A 17,293-nucleotide genomic window follows, 5' to 3' on the forward strand; every position below is an offset into this window, starting at 1 on the left:
TAACGTTCCATTCTTAACATTGTAATCTATCTTCCTATCGCCCATTTTTCTATTTCATCTCTTTTTTACCAGCATCTTTCAACTTTTTATTCAGAGATTCTCTTCTTGTCTTTATTTTTTGTGGCTGAACAAAATAAAAATCAAATAGGCTTTCTAACACATCGAGATTCCATTCCGCTTCGCCCTGTTCAACTGGTACAATTTTATCACTTGATGTGCTTTTAATCGGATGGGCAGCAAAATTGCCAATATTTCTTATGGCGTCTATACTTTCAGCAAGCTGCGAGGGTAATTTATTTATGACTTCATCTATTTCTTTTGAAAGATCGCTTTTATTTACTTTTGCGTATTCTCTTAATAATTGTTGAAGACAACGACGGCTTAATGCTGCGCTTGCTTTAGGACTATCTTCCAAAACAAGAGCGGCCTCGATATAATCTTCCGCGAGATACTTGGGTACCTCTGGTGGCAAAGGCCCACGATTCATCCCTTTTGGATAAACCAATTTCATTGTTGAGGATTGCCAGTAAGAAGAAGGATTACTATCTCTTTCGCCATATATTAAATAAATTATCATCTTTGTACAAGATGGACATATTTGTGTCTCAAACCCAAAATGATGATTTACATCATTGCCTATGGGGGTCTCTCCTGGCTGATCATGGAATTCAACTAAACAATGCGGACATTTCATATTGTCCCCTTATTTTTTATTCATCCCCAGCATTTTTTTGTTGCAGTGCGGCATTGGTTTTGAGTGAGTTGTTGTCGTTTAAGATTGAGGATGAAGTGATTATGATTTTTCCGCCCGCCTTGGCGCGGTGATTTTTTACCATTGGTGGCATATTCCCCGATATTTTTCCTCACTTCACAAAGTCCGGCCTTTTGGTTTTTGTGGTGAGTGGATGGGTCGAGGGTAGTATACAAAATCTTTGGTTTTTTAGAAAGGTGGCAGCCAATGGAGACGTGGCAGCTATTGACGGCGGGATTTGTAGTCGCGGAACACGCGCGGTTCGTCGGAGCGCGAGCGGCAATCAAGCAGTGTCTTCTTCATAAAATCCGGCATCGGGAGCGCGCGCAGCCGAGCGTTTTTCGTCAATATGATAATGCCTTTGTCGAAATTGATGTCGCTCCATTTGAGCGCAATTATTTCTGCCGGCCGCATTCCGGTGTAAAGCGCGATGAGAGATGACAGACGAGAGCGAGGATTCTTGCAAGCGGCAAGAATATGCGGCAATTCGTCTAAATCATCGCACTTGAGTACGTCGTCTCTTTTCCGTCGGGAGCCAATATAATAATCCATCCACCACTTGCCCTTTTTCCAGAAAACGGACATACCGCGGCCATCCTCGTATCGTTATTTATTGGGATGAGAGCGACGGACAGTCCCGATATTTTGACGCGCTGCCGACTCACTGCCCCGCGAAATCAAGCGTTTTGGGGAGCGCGAGCAGAATCGAAACCATTTCAGAGGCGGTAAGAGGAACGCTCCGGCAAACAGTCCCGTCGGCGCACAAGAGCATCGGAATAAAGTGCGGGGACATATTGAGCGCGTCCCATCCCGGCAGACAGAAACGGCGGGACGACGGCCCCCACGACAGCCACTCCGACAGCACCACAAGAGTGTGCGCCGGGGGCGGCTGAAAAGATTCGTAGTTCCGCTCGACGGGCGCGGAGACGGTGATTTTCCGTCCGCGGAGTTCAAAAGGATCGAGATCGTTCTTGCAGTAAAGCGCCGGATTGTGAATGCAAGAGCACATCCAGTTCCAAAAAGAAGATTGCGGAGTCGTGAGAGCTTTTATCGCCAGCCGCTTGTCTATTTCTTGAAATGAATCGAGTTTCGCGGAGATGTGGATGAAAAACTCGTCGGGCGCGGCGGGATCGCGGACGGGCGGGGGCGTGTAGAGTAAAACGGCCGAGACGGACTCGCGCGGATATTCCTTGACGTGGACGCTGATATAATCGAACGCGCCGACGGACGCGCGCGCGGTCAGGGAATCTTTGTGGCCGAGGTGGAAGGGAACGCGGCCGAACGGGAGTTGGTAACTTGGAGGGCCTGCGCTTAAAGTAAGATAGAGCCGTCCGCCGTCGAGGGAGAGGCGCAGTATCGTCTGACATTGGGTATCGAGCAGGACGTTTTCAAGGATGAAAAAAACACGCGAGGCGGTGTCGCCCGGGGCGACTTCGCGGAGTTCTTCCTGACAGATTGACATTTTACTCCCCCTGTATCTGGAATGGGATTTTGATGCGGCCATCGAAGATATATCCCCCTTATTCCGTCAATCGTATACTCCCCGCTTTTTACTACCGTTGGATATGCGAAAATCCTTCTTTGCTATTATCACAAAAAATACATCGCCACCGAAATCAAATGACCGTTGGCGAGGGTTCGATTCAGTCCGAAAGAATAATTGATACCGAAATTTTTCATTTTTGGGACGGACTGTCCCGACGGCGAGATATCTGGTTTATTTGACGGGATACTGAGTCGTCGGCAAGCCCTTCTATTTATTTCTGAGTTAACTCTGCTTCCGTAATTATGAACCTTACAAATTGGGAGTCAGTAAAACTCAACGCTGTGTATAGTTTTCCCGGCTCGAAAATGTGTTCTATAGAAATTATCCCGGTAGTTATCCTTGTGTAAGAACCAACTGGACCGAATACAGCGGGTTGGGTAGAATAATAAGACAACTCCACGGTGCGTGCGCCGGGATCGACCATTATGTAGTCGTTAAAGTTTAGAGACGGTGGCGGCCCCAGTGAATCTTTGCCTCCAAGGGCGTAATACGGAATTAGCAGGGGTGAGAGCATAACAGAGCAAAGTAGAAGCATTTCTTTTTCAATTTTAGTCCTTGCTACTTTTTTAGAATCTATGCCGTGCACTCGTGTGTCTCTGTCACCCGCTTTAAGATAAGCCGTGTCTGGTTTTAAAAAATCGGGCTTCTTGTGCCTTGAAATACTCGGCGCAGTCGCGCAGCCGGCGGCGGTTAATGCAATTATCATAAGAATAGCCGTTGTTCTTTTCATTTCTCAGCCCGCCTTTTAAAGAAATAAAACCGGATTTGATAAATACACTTCGAAGCATCAGCGCGGAAAATACATAGTGATCGAGATTAAATGGCTGTTCCCGAGGATTTTATTCAGTCCGAAAGAATAATTGATACCGAAATTTTTCACTCTTGACCCGACGCCGAAAGACAATCCCTCCACGTCGGAGTTAAACTTATAGCCGCATCTCAACGCGGCGATGTTTTTCAAGGCATATTCCACGCCTACCGACGGAACGACTACTTTATCGAAGATCAAATAACTCGCGTCGGTTATTACGAAGTAATTCTCGAACTGATAGCGTCCCGATAACCTTGCGGAAGCCGGCAGGGGGTCTCCCTCCGAGATGTATTTTAACGGAGTACCGATATTGAGAAACGATAATCCACAAGTTACGGGCGCATTCTCAAACGAATAAAGGGCGCCGAAATCTGCGGCGATGGCGGTAGCGGTTTTATATTCGACGAGCGTGGACGAGACATATTTGAGCGTCGCGCCGGCGTTTATCTCTCTTCCGCAAAATGATAATTTTCGTCCGTAAGAAACTCCGAGCGCAAAGTTCCGCTCGGCCGACACGGTCTTTTCGTTCCATGCCGAGTCGAAAAACTCCAGCGAACCTGCGTCATAGTAATCCAGAGAAAACCCTGCCACTCCGGATTTAAACGGCATACCGCCCGTCACATTAGCGTGGGTGTCATCGGCGAAACCTTTGTTGTACATAACCGCAAGTTGCCGATGAGTAAGCGTGGAAAGCGAGCCGGGATTATACTTTACGCCCGACACATCGTCTTCTATCGCGCCGAAGGCGTCGCCGAGGGCGGCCGCTCTCGCCGACGGCGGTCTCGTCAAAAAATACGCCGATGAAGCGCCAAAGAGCGGAGCGGCGAAAACGCCCCCGAATAAAACGGCCGCTACAACCGCCGGATATTTTTTCATTTCATTACGCATATTTTTCGAGTCCTGTTCAATCCCGGGCCTTCCAACTTTATCACATATATCCCCGAAGCGACCGCCTCGCCGGAGTCGTTTCTCCCGTCCCAAATGAAACAATCCGAAACACCTCCCACGGCTTCTTTCGATATTGTCTTTACGAGGCGGCCGTTCGATGAGAATATTTTCACTTCGACGGATCCGGAGTTCTCCGCGTTGAAATTTATTTTGACTGCCCCGCCTGTCGCGGGATTGAAATAGCCCCTGTCTATTCCCTCGCCGCTGTAGCCCATCTTTACATTACCCGGTTCCGTTAATACAAGCCCCTCGTCCCAAACATCGGGCGAGTCCGCTTCTACCGTGGGCGCGCCGCTCGCGCTTGCATTATGCACGTCGTATGCCTCAAAATAATGCGTGTACCCGCGCCACGGCGGCAATTTTGTCGCGTATTCATAGTTTCTGCCGGTGTTATAAGGCGTAGCATCATCGGAGGCATCCGACATCGTAAAAGGGCTGCCGGAAATGTTGATTCCGCCTCTTTTTATATAGACATGGGGATAGCCACTTGCGGGGGCATCGTTGTTAGCGTCTGTGTATTTAACTCTGAATACGAATTCTGTACCGGGCCCGGCAATTGCGGGGCTGCACCCGGGCGTGATATAATTACCATCACCTGTCCATGATAATGTCGGAGCAACATTTATTACAGGCGCAGCAATAGCGGCAGTTGGGTTTCCATTAGCAGAACTATTCCATACATCATATGCTTCAAAATAATATGTGTAGTCGGTTCCGGTAGAAACTGTCGTTGAATATGTATATCCCCTGCCAGAAGAATATGCATTACTGTCGGATGCAGTCATCGTGAACGGACTGCCGGAAATGTTGACTCCGCCTCTTTTTATATAGACCTTGGGATAGCCGCTTAAAGGTGCATCGTTATCTGCGTCTGTGTATTTTACACGGTAAGTAAATGTTGTTGAAGTATCACCCGTTTCAAGGTGTAAACCGTCAGAAACATAATTTGTCTCGCCTGTCCATGATAATGTCGGAGGAAAATTGTAAAGTGATTTATAAGCATTTACTCTGCCGCCTGTAACCACTTTGCCGGATAATGATGCCTTGGTATCCACACCGTTTAATATTAATGCTTTTAACTGTTCAACTGACAGGTCAGATTTTTTTGCCAGTAAAAGCCCTGCAATTCCAGCCACATGAGGAGCGGCCATAGATGTGCCGTCATTATAAACATAATCGTAAGAAGCGACGGACATCGGCTCTCGGGTAATATTAAAATCATCTATATATACTCCGTCAAACGTGCCTGAATAATCAGAATAAAGCCCGAAACCGAAATAATTTCCGCGCTCAACCAAAGAAGTTATCGTTGAACCTATAAACGCAAAACTTCCACCTGACGAGCCGGTTAGATAACCAAACCAAGACCAGCTTGTTTTATCAACCGAATACATCAACGATAAAGCATCATATCCATTTTCAAGTTCGTATCTTACTTTGAAATTAAGCATGTACCTGCTGTTTTTAACATAGGTAAAGGTGGAATTGTAACATACCCAAGAGTTCGTGTTATTTACATAATTCCCGCCGGGGCTATCTGTCAAACTGTTCGGTGCGGAAGCGGATACCGAGTTGGTTATTGCCCAACTGCTGTTTGTGCCGCCTCTCACCCACCCTGAAGGGACCTGCCCGACGGTATCGGAATCAAAATTTTTGGAATACAACGTAGTCGGCGCTCCATAACTGTAAGTCGGGATAGTACTGTAGATATTTACGCCCGGCGCGGCTACGTCCACGCTTGTCGCGCCGTAATTCGAAAAACTCGCCAAGGCATCGTTTTGGTCCGTGGCAGCCACGGAAATGATGCAACCGAGATTATAACTGGCGGGATACGAGGGTTTTGTATCATTGTTATTCGCCTCATTGCCCGCTGCGGCCACAAACAAAACCCCGGCAGCGCCCGCCGACTGAATCGCCTGATAAAGCAAGTCGCCGTTAGAACCGCCGTAACCGGCCCAACTCGCGTTGATAATTCTCGCGCCTTTCGCCGCCGCATAATTTATCGACTGTATGATTTTATCGTCGGTTGCGAACGCCTCCACACCGCTGATTTTAAGCGGCATCAGTTTTATGTTCCAACACACTCCGGTTATTCCCGAACCGTTATTCCCGACCGCGCCTATTGTGCCTGCCACATGCGTGCCGTGGGTATAAAACCCGGTCGGGTCGTTGTCGCCGTCAAAAAAATCCCAACCGCGAACATCGTCCACAAGTCCGTTACCGTCGTCGTCAACGCCATTGCCGGCAATCTCTCCGGGATTTACCCATATATTGGCGGCAAGATCGGGGTGATTTATCGCAACGCCCGTATCTATCACGGCGACGATTACAGTATTTGAGCCGGTTACAATGTCCCATGCCTCGGGAGCGTCTATGTCGGCGTCGGAAGTGCCTGAAACACCGTTCACGCTTTGGCCGGTGTTATGAAGCCCCCAGAGTTGTCCGAAATGTGTATCATTGGGAGTAGCATTGAAATAACGGATATAATTCGGCTGGGCGTACTCGACGTTCGGATTCTTTTTTAATTCTTCAATCGTTTCTTCGACGGTGGTGTTCTTCTTGATTTTGATTTTGCGCGCTTTCTTGTCTTTTTTGTTCGATACGAAAAAAGCGTCCACCTCGCGCATATCCTTTGATGAATGGAAAGATTTTATTTGACCCTCGCCCATATGGGATTTGTAGATGACGATTACTTCGTCGGGCGCATATAACGGACGCTCGGACTTAAAGTCGCGCTGAGTTTTTTGCTGGGCGTTTCCCGTACGCAAAGAAACTACGCATATAAGAGAAATCGTTAATCCGATAATAAATAATCTGTTTTTTATTCCCATGATTTTGGTCCGCCATTACGGCATTCGCACCGTTTTTCAACAGCGTCTGCGTAAAATAAAAAAACCGGATTGCGCGCGAGTCGCTCGTGACAAATGTCGCGCCAATCCGGTCGATTGCCGGAGGCAAAAAACGGTATGCCCTTGTTTCTGATTTATGTTTTCCATAGTCGCTCGTGGAAACGCCGCCGCAATTCTTTTTTAAGATTTTGCGGCTCGCTTCCTATGGATGTTTAAGTTAACTTATCGTCGAAAAACCTGTTTTGTCCCCGCTGTATCCTTTGCCCGGCCAAAAAAAGAGCCAGGCGACATATTCATCCGAATACGAGCGACCGAATTGGAAGAATAGCGCCTGGCTAAATGAAAGACAGACACTATCCCTATAGTCGCTCGTATGTAAGCGTGCGATTGGGGGCGCATCGCTTATATGGGATGTGTTATTTCCGCTTCGTCCGTTTTCCGCCCGGGATTTTATTCTCCCCGACGGGCCTCGGCGAAGAGGTCCGAAGCAATGATACAAGTTTTCGTTTTTCAAGTCAAGCGTTGAATATCGCATTTGTATTGGCGCCGCCCGCCGTTATTTTCCACTCGTCTCCGCCTAATCACTTGCCGACGGATTTATCGTCATTTCCGCCGATATTTTCTTTTCCCGCCTCTTTGAACGCCTCGTCCAACTTCTTCGCAAAGCCCTCGCAACGCTGCTCAAGAACGCAGAGCGGCGTCTCCTCAAAAAGTTCAAGAACAAAAAAAATCGTGTCGCGCCATAAGTTCTTCGGAATCTTTGAGAGATTCACGGCCGCATTGTCCATCCAAGAAACACAGCCCGAAGGGCTCGCAAGCCCGAGATGATCCATTATCTTTTTGCATTCGCTCTGCCCCTTGTTGAGACGGTCGGCGAGGATTATTTTCCGTATCGACTCCGCTGCACAAATGCCGGGACACGCAACGAGCATCGGCGCGACGGATTGAACCACAAGGTCGAGATTGAGCCGGACGCTTTCTGCGACGACGCCCTCTTGCGATATATATTTGTCGCAAAGTCGAATCAGCGTCCTGGCCGGGATTTTGCGAAGATGCTCGTCTTTGATGACTTCTATCGGATGTCCGGGAGTGGAACAACTTGAAGCCGCCCAAAATAGCATGACAAGGCAGTCCGCGTCCTTTGCTATTTTCGGGTTGTCCAGCATAATGTCGAGCGCCTGCTCGATTATCTGTTTCTCGTCGGCTCGCGAGTTTTTTTCTTTGTCGGTCATTTTTTTCCTCCGATACTTTTGCCCCCGCGGCGGCGGGGTAGCGACCGCGAGGGCTTGGGATTTTCCGTCGGAGAGTTTCAATCGTTTTCTCCGGCGCGGATAGATTATGTCCGGCGCCGGTTATTCAAATCGCCGATATTGATTTCCACCGTGTGAGATTCGACGGTATCCACCGGCATAAACTCGTGAGACCACGAAGTCCCGTCGAAATTAAGCAGCGCCACGCCCGTGTTTTCCGTGTCAAATATGGTTGGGACGGTGAAGCCCGCATAAACGACCATGGGCTTGATTCGCGATAAGACGCCGTACCTCGAAGCGTGGCCCGCGACGACGGCGACATTGGCCCTCCTGGGAAACATCTCAATCGGGATTCTGACGTCGTAACCCGGAACTATCGCGCCGACGGAGCACGCCTGCGCTCCCCCGACGCTTACGGCTCCGTGATAAATCACGAGAAGCGGAACGGCGGGATCGTCGGCGGACAGCGCCTCGGCAAGTTTATTTTGAACGTGTTCCGACGCGGCGGCGGACATCTCCAGATAGCTTCTTATCGGGCGGCCTGCCGCGAACATCCACGTCGACAAGTAAGGCAGCGCGATAATCCGGAGTTTTTGTCCGTCGGAAAACTCCAGCGTTTCCGACGCGCATTCGGGGTAGTATCTCAAGTTCTTCCAGAGGTCGTTGTCTCTTAATAATCCGAAGTGGTCGTTCTGGATTACGTCGGCCGAGTCGGCGCTCCGCAAGGCATTCTTGCCGTTAATGATCAGGTAATGCCTGCCCTCGGCGAGAAGCGGACGTATCAGCGAGGTAACCGCGCAGTGCTGCATTTGGTACTCGTCGGCGCCGGCGCTGCAATCGCCGCAATGCGCGACCACGCGGATGTCATAACGCCCGGCGATATTCTTTATCGTCTCATTGGCCAGATAAGACGCGCCGTAGACGGGGCCGGGCGGCGGATTGTACGTGTTGGCGTGAGCCAATACTTTGAAAGGCATTGTGCGTTCTCCTTTTTTTATTGTCGAAATGAAAAACGATTTAATGAAGCGACGGCGGCTTGCCGCCGATTTTTATCGTCAACGTCTCGTTAAATATGATTTTGTCGATCACCGCCTCGGGGTCCCGGATTTCCTCTCCGGTATTCCCGTCGAAAAACCTCGCGCCTGAGGCCATTTCTCTTTTGATATCCTCCGACGCCGACGCGATATACGGCCTTGTCTTTTTGCTGTCCATAATTTTTCCACGATGATGCGCGTCACAATGACTTTGGATTTAAGATTGGGGGGCGGTGTCGCTCTGACCGGGGATGAACCCCTGCCCACCGCCCCCACACTATCTATAATAAATCGCCGCGAGCGCTTCGGCAACTTCTGTGGCGACTTTATGCCGGATTACGAAAAACTGCCGGCCCGGCGCGCTGTCAAATAATGTTCCTCCCGGGCGATGGCTTTCTCAATCTCTTCGACGGTGACGCACTCCAGTCCGGACGTTCCGAGCGCCTCGCACATAGCGTCTTCGATTTCTTCGTCGCCGACGATGTTGCGCGAGCGCACAAGTATAGAGCGCAACTCATAAAAGCGTTTGCTCCGGAGCGCCTGAATGTTTTCGTTCATCTGCCTGCCTCCTTTGATTTTCCCGCCAAGCTCTTGCGCTTGACGGCATCAGAACTTCCGTCTCAAAACCTCCTCCGGCGGCGACGGGCGATCGAAAATCATCGCCCTGTGTCGCGCCGTGTCATTTTCTTATATTGCGGGCGCTCCTTTTCCACGCCGTCAAACTATTTAATAAATCGAAATCGGCGGAGCGGTTGCCAAAATCAGAAAGCCGCTCTCAAATATGCGAGCGCTTTGATTCCGATTTTCCGCACGCTTCCTCTCGGAATACGGAGCGACTCCGCCACTTCCGAAAAAGACCTCGGGCCGGATGCGGCGAATTCTCCGACGCCAAAGCGCATCTCGACGATTTTTTTGGCGCGCGGATGAATCGCGCCGTCGGCCTTCGCCAAAACCTTGAGAATATTGGCCGCTTTGAGTTCGCCTTTCCACCGCTCCGTCGGAGAATCGAAAAGCGCGTCTTCGAAGCAAACGCATTTTTCGCCGCCGTCATTATCCACGCCGTCGCCGCACGCCGTCATAGCCGAGAACGGGACTTCGGGGCGGATATCAAGCGGCTCGGTGGTTCTGCCGAGGGCAGCGTCGCGTTCCTTATTTTTCTGATGCTGCGCGACGAGTTTCTTGCCGGCCAGGCGGCCTACCGACAACTGCGCGTAAAACTCTTTCTCGACGTAACTCTTGATGTAGTTCCACGCCCACGCCGCGAACGGCACGCCCTTGGCGGCGTCGTAACTGCGCATCGCCAGAAGTAAACCCCTGTTACCGTCCTGCACAAGATCCATAACGTCGATGCCGTATCGTCCGGCGTTGCGCCGCCACTTCCGGACGACAGAGCAAACAAGCCGCTGGTAACTCCTTGCAACTTTTTCCTCGCCGTCGGGATGGCCGCTTGATAAAATCTCCGCCACATCGGCGGACGAAATCTGCGGGGCGTTCGACGCCGCCGCGAAATACTTTTTAAAATCCATTGCTGCCTCCTTTTTTTTTGAAATAAAAAAGCCCGCCGGCCCGGGGTTTCGGACTTGAGATTTTTCCCAAGAGCTCCGAATGTTAGCCCCGACCAGCGGGTTATTGTGCTGTGCGCTTTTTATGGACTTCGATTGTGACTACTGCCACAGGCAGGCGCACGCCTACCGATGGCTTTATTACTTGGCAATTACTCCATGTATCACCTCCGTTTCAACTCAAAAATATGGCCGCAGAGTCGCGGAATTCGCCCCCTTGGCCACCCTTTTCACCCAGAACACCGTATATCTCTCAGGACTGCCCCAAACTGTATATATCACCCCTATTTACGGTGTTTCGGTGGCGAATTCGCCAAATACCCCCACACCCCACTTTTTACTGCGTAAAGCGAACACCCCCCAAAACCACCAAGGCGGTTTTTAAGCCTCTTTCTCGTCGGAAAACACCTCCAATTTTATGGGATTTTTGCCATCAAAAGAACCTCCTGATCTTTTGATGGCAAACCCCCAAATAACGCTGTATTTGAGGGTTTGCCGGATTTGGTGGGATTTTACTGCGTAAACCGAACAAAATAACTGCGTAAAGCGAACGAAAAAACGCGTTTATTTGCGATTTTTCTCGTAAAAATGCTCTACCAATTCGTCCGGTTCAAAGAAATGAAGCTTGCCTATCTTGGTGGATTTTACCATCCCCTTTTGAACCAAACCGGGGATGGTGGTGGGCACTTTTTCTTTATACCCGAAAGCAACGGATGCTTTTCGGGAATCGACAAGAGCATTGATGCGGTCTATCTCTTCTTTGAGATACACGATTTTTTTGTTCGACCGCGCCATGGGCGTGACCAGCCCCATATGCTCGAGTGTCCTCATCCTCTCGTAGGTCTGAGTTCTGCCGATTCCCCATTTATCCATTACTTCGCGGTAGGTATAGCATTGCGCAGCCGGCACGCAGTCCACACAATTCGCCCTGATCGCTTTTTCAATTTCCGTGATTGCGACGCCTAACGGTTCGCTGTCGAACCGTTTTTCGCCCCGAACGGAATTGATAACAATCTCGATTATCGTCCGCAATATCGCGGATTTGGGCAACGCTTCCGACCTCATAGCGCGGCTATCTTTGTCCAAGCCGTATAATTTTTCCACCGCCTCGATTCTCTTGGAGGCATTGCTGTGGAAATATCTCCACGTCTCGTCCAAGTCGGCATGACGGGCGTTCTCGTGAACCTTTTCAAATGCCATTCCTTCGTCAACCCAATGAGTGATCCGTGAATGACGGATGATATGCGTCTTATATCCCTTGGGCAGAGATATCCCGGCCTTTTTCAATTGCCTCGAGAAGATATGGCTATACGATGCCGGCGAGAGCGGTTTGCCCGTTTTGGAAAAAAATATGGGATGATATTCGCGCCCATTTACCGTTATCACAGGCGGAACGATACCCTTTGCCGCACAGTATTCCTGCGATATCTTTTTCCAACGGTATAAATCCGCATCCAATCTGTTCAATGGGATGTAGATCCTGTCTTCATGTTGATCGGGGCGACTTTTTCCGCCGCGCACTACCACGGGCCCCACATTCGCTTTGGATCTTTCATGCGCGGGCAAATCTTCCCAACAAAGATAAACCGTGTCTTCGCTCCGCAAGGCCGGCTCATACTGGGTCGAGACCATGGCATTATCCCTGATTTGCTCAAATCTTTTCGCCAGTTTCATACTCTCACAACTATCGACGCCGACTGTCCTGAGTTTTTCGACCTGCTCTTTCGTCAGACAAAACTCGCGCTTCGCGGTTTTATACTTTTCGATGGCGAGCCCTTGGAATATGTTGCCGCCGAGTTTCCTCTGCCTCAGACCCATCTTGAAGACGCGCCGCAAATTTATTAAAATCGCGGCGATGGCATTCGGGCTTATTTTACGGGAAGTAAACGGACTCGCGCCGGTCTTTACGAGAATGTCGCAGAATTTCTGCGCGTCGTCACCCGTAAAATCCGACAGCGCGCTCACCGACCTCGCGGGCTCGTTTTTAACCACAAAGTCCCGGAATGCTTCAAAACTGCGCAGTATCTGTCTCTGCGATTGTTTCTTTATTTTCGAGCCGGTCGTGCGAACGACATGCGCCGCAAGGATATCTTCTATCTCATGCGCCATTTGCGGCGGCAGCGCCGCGAGTCCTTGTCGTTCTTTTTGGATGATGCACGAGGGCGGAAACGCATCCGGCGACAAAGCCGCGCCGAAACGACAAAAACTGTTCCAAGCGGTCAACGGCCAGATATTTCTGTCCGACCAGCCGAACTTTTTCCACAGATTTTTCATCATTTCCCTATCGATGGAACCGATATCGTAGTCCGTCTCGCACAATATCCGCTCCACGGCGCTGCGATAATTAACCACACGCTTACCCGCGTTGCCCTTCGCCCACTTTTCCACGACTTCCTTCATGTTTCGCGCATAGTCCGAGTTGCGCAAAAGATTTTCCGTCGATACGGCTGCTTGCTGTTGCTGGTACATTTTTACCTCCCGTTTGTACGGTTTTAAAAATAAAAACCGGCGGACACTTGTATGGCGTCAGCCGGTTTTTTTCACTCGCACTACTTTATTATAATGAGCAATGTCGGGGGCACAGCGGCTCCCGAAATATTTATATTGTAACAGCGGGGTACTTTATGAACTCACCGACCTTATATGAAAGTTTGTTTAATTTCCAGAATTACTGGCGCAACAAAAAGGGCAGGTTTCTTGTCATAAGCGAAAAAACTTTTAGGACAGCATTAAGAAAGGTAACGAAAAAGCGGGGAAGACAGCTTATCCGACTTGATAAAATGACGGATGCCACGACTCTCGACAAAGTAAAAGTGGCGTGGCTAAAAAAACTGAATTACAAATATATATTGCTCGATTCCGACTTCAATGTCGCAAAATTACTGCTGCGGAAAAACTACGAAGATGTGCTCTCGTCCATATCGGGCGGCGGAAAAAATACAAAGTCGCGCGTTTTATTCATTATAGATGCGCCTGTCAGAAACTTGGTAGGCGACGCCATCGAAGGAGATGGCGATTACAGTAGCGCGCAAAAAAGTCGTCTGGGGAGATATGGCTTTCTTGATCCCCACACAACCAATATTTCCATTCTGCAGAATGCCGGTTTATTGCCCGACAAACAAGAAAAAGTATACCCCATAGCCGGCATAAAACTACGGAACAAAATAAACTTCGACAAAAAATATCGGTTGGAATTCCTCTGCGCCGAGCCGTTACAAAAACTTGTCAGCCCTCTATTGGGGAATAAACCTCTTCACTGTTACACGATTTGGAATCCCGACACAGACAAATTCAAGATTGTCGCACACCACAGCAAGTATGAGGTTGAGGTTTTTCCTCCCGGCACAAGCATAGTGGCACCCGTTGTCATCTGCCATATCGGACCAAATGGTTCAACACGTTTTCAATACCCTGATAACGTCAATTGGAAAGCGGGCATAGGCGAAGCGTTCGATATTTTTTGGAAATCAGGTGGGCAGAAGCAATTGGAAGATGCCCTAAAACAAAAGTGTCCGGAATATATGGACCCCGTTCATCTGGAACAACATGTTATAGCGGCTATCCCGGAAGCGCCGGAAACATATAGTCTGACCATATACCATAATCGCATTAAATTTGAGGGCGTAGAAATACAAAAGTTTTCGCCACGGAAAAATCAAAAGACCGAAAGTCCTTTGAACAAAAACCACATAAATCTGCTGTCTTTTTTATACCAACACCAAAATACATACCATCCGGCGACCGAGTTGGCGAAAAGAATAGGGTTGCCACCCCAAAAACCCGGGAAGAACATATATCAACATAATGTCTATGAAATTGTATACGCCCTGCAACGCGCAATATCAAAATGTTTGGCCCTAAAATACAAAAAAGAAGACCTCAGATTAACGCCCAATCAAAAACTCAGCGATGATCTCATCGAAATAAGATCTCTTGAAGAAGCAAAACGTATACTTGCTCTTACTCGTAGATATGGCTGCAAACTCTCCCTGAAAAAATAAATTCCCCGTTTTAAACTCGCGAAATCCCCCAGAAACAACGCCCGATTTATAAACTGTATCCCAAAATCCCCAAAATAACACCATCCCCGCCGGTACCCTTCGTCGAATATCTACAACAATAGATACACCTGCGTCGTCCAAAATAGCCAAACTTCAAAAAAAAGCACTCATTATCTGATTTAATGTGCCCATGCTACGCAAAGCCATGGACACATTATCCGACCCCACTCTCTACACCAAAAAAGCGGACTGCGCTAAAAAACGAAATATTCGCGCGAAAACCGCAACCAAACCACAGATACTCTGCCCTGTTGTGGCAATCAACCAAACCTCAGACATAAATTGTGCTTCAAATAGTCTGCCCGCGGGGGATGCCTGCAACATAATCACAAACGGGAACGACACGGTTAAAACTCAATCGTTTACGGCAAAACGCCGCAAAAGCATTTTGGAAACTTATATTAACAAGTGGGCAGAAGAAAATAAACCGCAAAAAACCACAAATTATAAGGAAGCCGTAAAAATATTACTCGAAGCGGTCGACTATGACATTACGCAACTAACCGGATACATTGGGGGCAAAAAAAATCGGGGACATTTGGTTTGTCGAAAGAAAATCTTTTATGGACTGGCTCAGAAAACGCAATGCCTAAACTAAGTCCCGCGGACATTACCGAATTCAAAGAAATCTACAAAACCCGCTACGGGCGGGATTTGTCCGACGAGGACGCTTACCGGCTCGCAAGCCGGCTGTTGAACTTATACGAGGCGGTATATCTGTCTCCGCGGCTCAATGACGAAACGCCCGGGGATACGACCATAAAAAAACTATCCGGAAGTTGACGAATGGCCGTCTCCGGTTTATTATATATATTGGGCGCCATTGAAAGCCCGCAAGGAGGCAAAGTATGCGTACTATCAAAGCTTTAAGCCGGTCGCCGTTTAAACCGGTCGTATCCCTTGAAAAAATCAAGGGAATGCTCGTGAAGCTTTACGAGGAGATTGAAACCGGAGCGACGGAAGTCCAAAAAGCCGTGTCGTGCAGGGATCTGCTTCTGGTGGGTTTGTTATCCTGCCATATGCTCAGGCCAACAACCCTTCCGAATCTGCGTCTCCGTGGCCGCCGAGGCAGTATAACTCGGCGCGGCGGCACGGGAAAATGGTATCTCGCGCTCTACCCCGGCGACAGTAAGTGTTTGTCGCGAACAGTCCGGTTTCCCCTGATGAGTTGCCTCGTCAAAGCCCACGAACTTTGGATAAGCCGTTACCGTTCGGTTCTGGCCGGCGACGGTATCGCAAAGGGGCGTTATCTCGTCTGCGAGTGTGGCCGGGCGTTAGGCATGGATGGCGTTCATCGACTCGCTCGCAGTATAACCAAGCGCTTGCTGGACTCGGAGATAGTACCGTATTCTCTGCGTCTTATGACGGCGGCGGAATTGGTGCGGATGGACGATAAAAACAGACGGGCAGTGGCGAGAATGCTCTTGTACAAAGAGGATTTCAGAGATGCGCATTTGATCAGCGTCTCGGCCGTCGAGAACGAGCTTCAAAAGATCGACGAGATTTGGGATAACTTAAAAGGAGCTTAAAAAACGGAGGCGTCCGCCAATAGAAAATAGCGGTCAGAGTGTTAATTCTGTTTGCACAAAAAACACCGCCGAAAAGGAGCTAACGACATGGGCATCACCGATAAGAAAATCATCTACCTCAAGTACATCCGCAAGTCGACCGAGAGCGACGACCAGCAGGTGCTTTCGATAGAATCGCAAAACTCAGAACTAACCAAACTCGCCCAGCGCGAAAAACTCGAATTCGCCGACCTGCCGCCGGAATCAAAATCGGCGAAGATGCCCGGAGAGCGGCCCGTCTTCAAAGAAATGCTCAAACAAATCAGAAAGAGCGACGGTATGGGCATACTCTCGTGGCACCCCGACCGTCTTTCAAGAAACGCGCTGGACGCGGCGGAACTGATACATCTTATGGACATCGGCAAACTTCTTGAAATACGCACGCCGTCGTCGGTGTTCATCAACACTCCCAATGACAAATTTTTGCTCAGCATGCTTTGCAGCGCGGCAAAACTCGAGAACGACAACAAAGGCATCAACGTTAAGCGCGGGCTTAAAACGAAAGCCGAGAACGGCTGGTATCCCACCGTCGCGCCGATAGGTTATCTCAACGACCGCCCCAACGATAAAGGAAAGCGTGAAATAAAAGTCGACCCGGAGCGTTTCGACCTTGTTAGAAAAATGTTCGACCTGATGCTTTCGGGCGCATACACTCCGCCTCAAATTCTTACAATCGTCACCGACAAATGGGGCCTGCGCATGCGGAACGGTCATCCGATATGCAGAAGCTCCATTTACAGGATATTCACCGACCCGTTTTATATGGGCATTTTCGAATATCCCCAGGGAAGCGGCACGTGGTATACGGGCAAACACAAACCGATGATAACCGCAAACGAGTTCGACACCATACAGATACGCCTGGGGCGCAAAGGCAAACCCCGTCCGCAAAAATATTTCTTCCCCTTCACCG

15 protein-coding genes and 1 pseudogene are annotated in these 17,293 nt (G+C 49.3%); 4 read left to right on the forward strand and 12 right to left on the reverse strand.

Translation table 11 applies throughout. From position 1 onward, the window contains the following. Nucleotides 1-49 precede the first annotated feature (49 nt). The 12 genes from CVU77_04410 to CVU77_04465 form a co-directional block, all read right to left on the reverse strand. Nucleotides 50-487 carry a hypothetical protein gene (locus CVU77_04410; GenBank protein ID PKN01594.1) on the reverse strand — a complete coding sequence of 146 codons (438 nt, stop codon included), beginning with the start codon at nucleotides 485-487 and terminating at the stop codon, nucleotides 50-52. A gap of 486 nt (nucleotides 488-973) precedes the next feature. Beyond that, the gene (locus tag CVU77_04415; GenBank protein ID PKN01537.1) at nucleotides 974-1,336 is read right to left on the reverse strand and encodes a hypothetical protein; all 363 of its coding nucleotides are present in this window, start codon (nucleotides 1,334-1,336) and stop codon (nucleotides 974-976) included. A 76-nt stretch (nucleotides 1,337-1,412) separates the two neighbouring features. Then, a complete protein-coding gene (locus CVU77_04420) occupies nucleotides 1,413-2,213 on the reverse strand; it encodes a hypothetical protein (protein ID PKN01538.1) in 801 nt (266 codons plus the stop codon). Nucleotides 2,214-2,508: 295 nt separating this feature from the next. Then, nucleotides 2,509-3,027 carry a hypothetical protein gene (locus tag CVU77_04425; GenBank protein PKN01539.1) on the reverse strand — a complete coding sequence of 173 codons (519 nt, stop codon included), beginning with the start codon at nucleotides 3,025-3,027 and terminating at the stop codon, nucleotides 2,509-2,511. 57 nt (nucleotides 3,028-3,084) lie between these two features. Beyond that, nucleotides 3,085-3,984 carry a hypothetical protein gene (locus CVU77_04430; protein PKN01540.1) on the reverse strand — a complete coding sequence of 300 codons (900 nt, stop codon included), beginning with the start codon at nucleotides 3,982-3,984 and terminating at the stop codon, nucleotides 3,085-3,087. Next, nucleotides 3,981-6,887, reverse strand: a complete 2,907-nt coding sequence (locus CVU77_04435) for a hypothetical protein (protein ID PKN01541.1) — start codon at nucleotides 6,885-6,887, stop codon at nucleotides 3,981-3,983. Before CVU77_04435 ends, CVU77_04430 begins: the two co-directional genes overlap by 4 nt. 599 nt (nucleotides 6,888-7,486) lie before the next feature. Further along, nucleotides 7,487-8,218: a hypothetical protein gene (locus CVU77_04440; GenBank protein ID PKN01542.1), complete on the reverse strand. Its 732-nt coding sequence runs from the start codon at nucleotides 8,216-8,218 to the stop codon at nucleotides 7,487-7,489. 23 nt (nucleotides 8,219-8,241) lie between these two features. After that, nucleotides 8,242-9,132: a hypothetical protein gene (locus CVU77_04445; GenBank protein PKN01543.1), complete on the reverse strand. Its 891-nt coding sequence runs from the start codon at nucleotides 9,130-9,132 to the stop codon at nucleotides 8,242-8,244. A gap of 40 nt (nucleotides 9,133-9,172) precedes the next feature. Next, complete coding sequence (locus CVU77_04450) at nucleotides 9,173-9,367, reverse strand: hypothetical protein (GenBank protein ID PKN01544.1); 195 nt, start codon at nucleotides 9,365-9,367, stop codon at nucleotides 9,173-9,175. A gap of 158 nt (nucleotides 9,368-9,525) precedes the next feature. Then, complete coding sequence (locus tag CVU77_04455; protein PKN01545.1) at nucleotides 9,526-9,747, reverse strand: hypothetical protein; 222 nt, start codon at nucleotides 9,745-9,747, stop codon at nucleotides 9,526-9,528. A 203-nt stretch (nucleotides 9,748-9,950) separates the two neighbouring features. Beyond that, nucleotides 9,951-10,715, reverse strand: a complete 765-nt coding sequence (locus CVU77_04460) for a hypothetical protein (GenBank protein PKN01546.1) — start codon at nucleotides 10,713-10,715, stop codon at nucleotides 9,951-9,953. Between the two features lie 600 nt (nucleotides 10,716-11,315). Next, complete coding sequence (locus tag CVU77_04465) at nucleotides 11,316-13,220, reverse strand: hypothetical protein (protein PKN01547.1); 1,905 nt, start codon at nucleotides 13,218-13,220, stop codon at nucleotides 11,316-11,318. A 182-nt stretch (nucleotides 13,221-13,402) separates the two neighbouring features. On the opposite strand from CVU77_04465, the gene CVU77_04470 reads away from it, so the two are divergent. The 4 genes and pseudogenes from CVU77_04470 (at nucleotide 13,403) to CVU77_04485 (ending at nucleotide 16,896) form a co-directional block, all read left to right on the forward strand. Continuing rightward, nucleotides 13,403-14,752 carry a hypothetical protein gene (locus CVU77_04470; GenBank protein PKN01548.1) on the forward strand — a complete coding sequence of 450 codons (1,350 nt, stop codon included), beginning with the start codon at nucleotides 13,403-13,405 and terminating at the stop codon, nucleotides 14,750-14,752. 205 nt (nucleotides 14,753-14,957) lie between these two features. Beyond that, nucleotides 14,958-15,410: a hypothetical protein gene (locus CVU77_04475; protein ID PKN01549.1), complete on the forward strand. Its 453-nt coding sequence runs from the start codon at nucleotides 14,958-14,960 to the stop codon at nucleotides 15,408-15,410. A 250-nt stretch (nucleotides 15,411-15,660) separates the two neighbouring features. Next, complete coding sequence (locus tag CVU77_04480) at nucleotides 15,661-16,341, forward strand: hypothetical protein (GenBank protein PKN01550.1); 681 nt, start codon at nucleotides 15,661-15,663, stop codon at nucleotides 16,339-16,341. An 87-nt stretch (nucleotides 16,342-16,428) separates the two neighbouring features. Continuing rightward, nucleotides 16,429-16,896, forward strand: a pseudogene (locus CVU77_04485) (hypothetical protein). The last annotated feature ends 397 nt before the right edge of the window (nucleotides 16,897-17,293 follow it).

The organism is Elusimicrobia bacterium HGW-Elusimicrobia-1 (genome assembly GCA_002841695.1).
Lineage (GTDB): Bacteria > Elusimicrobiota > Endomicrobiia > PHAN01 > PHAN01 > PHAN01.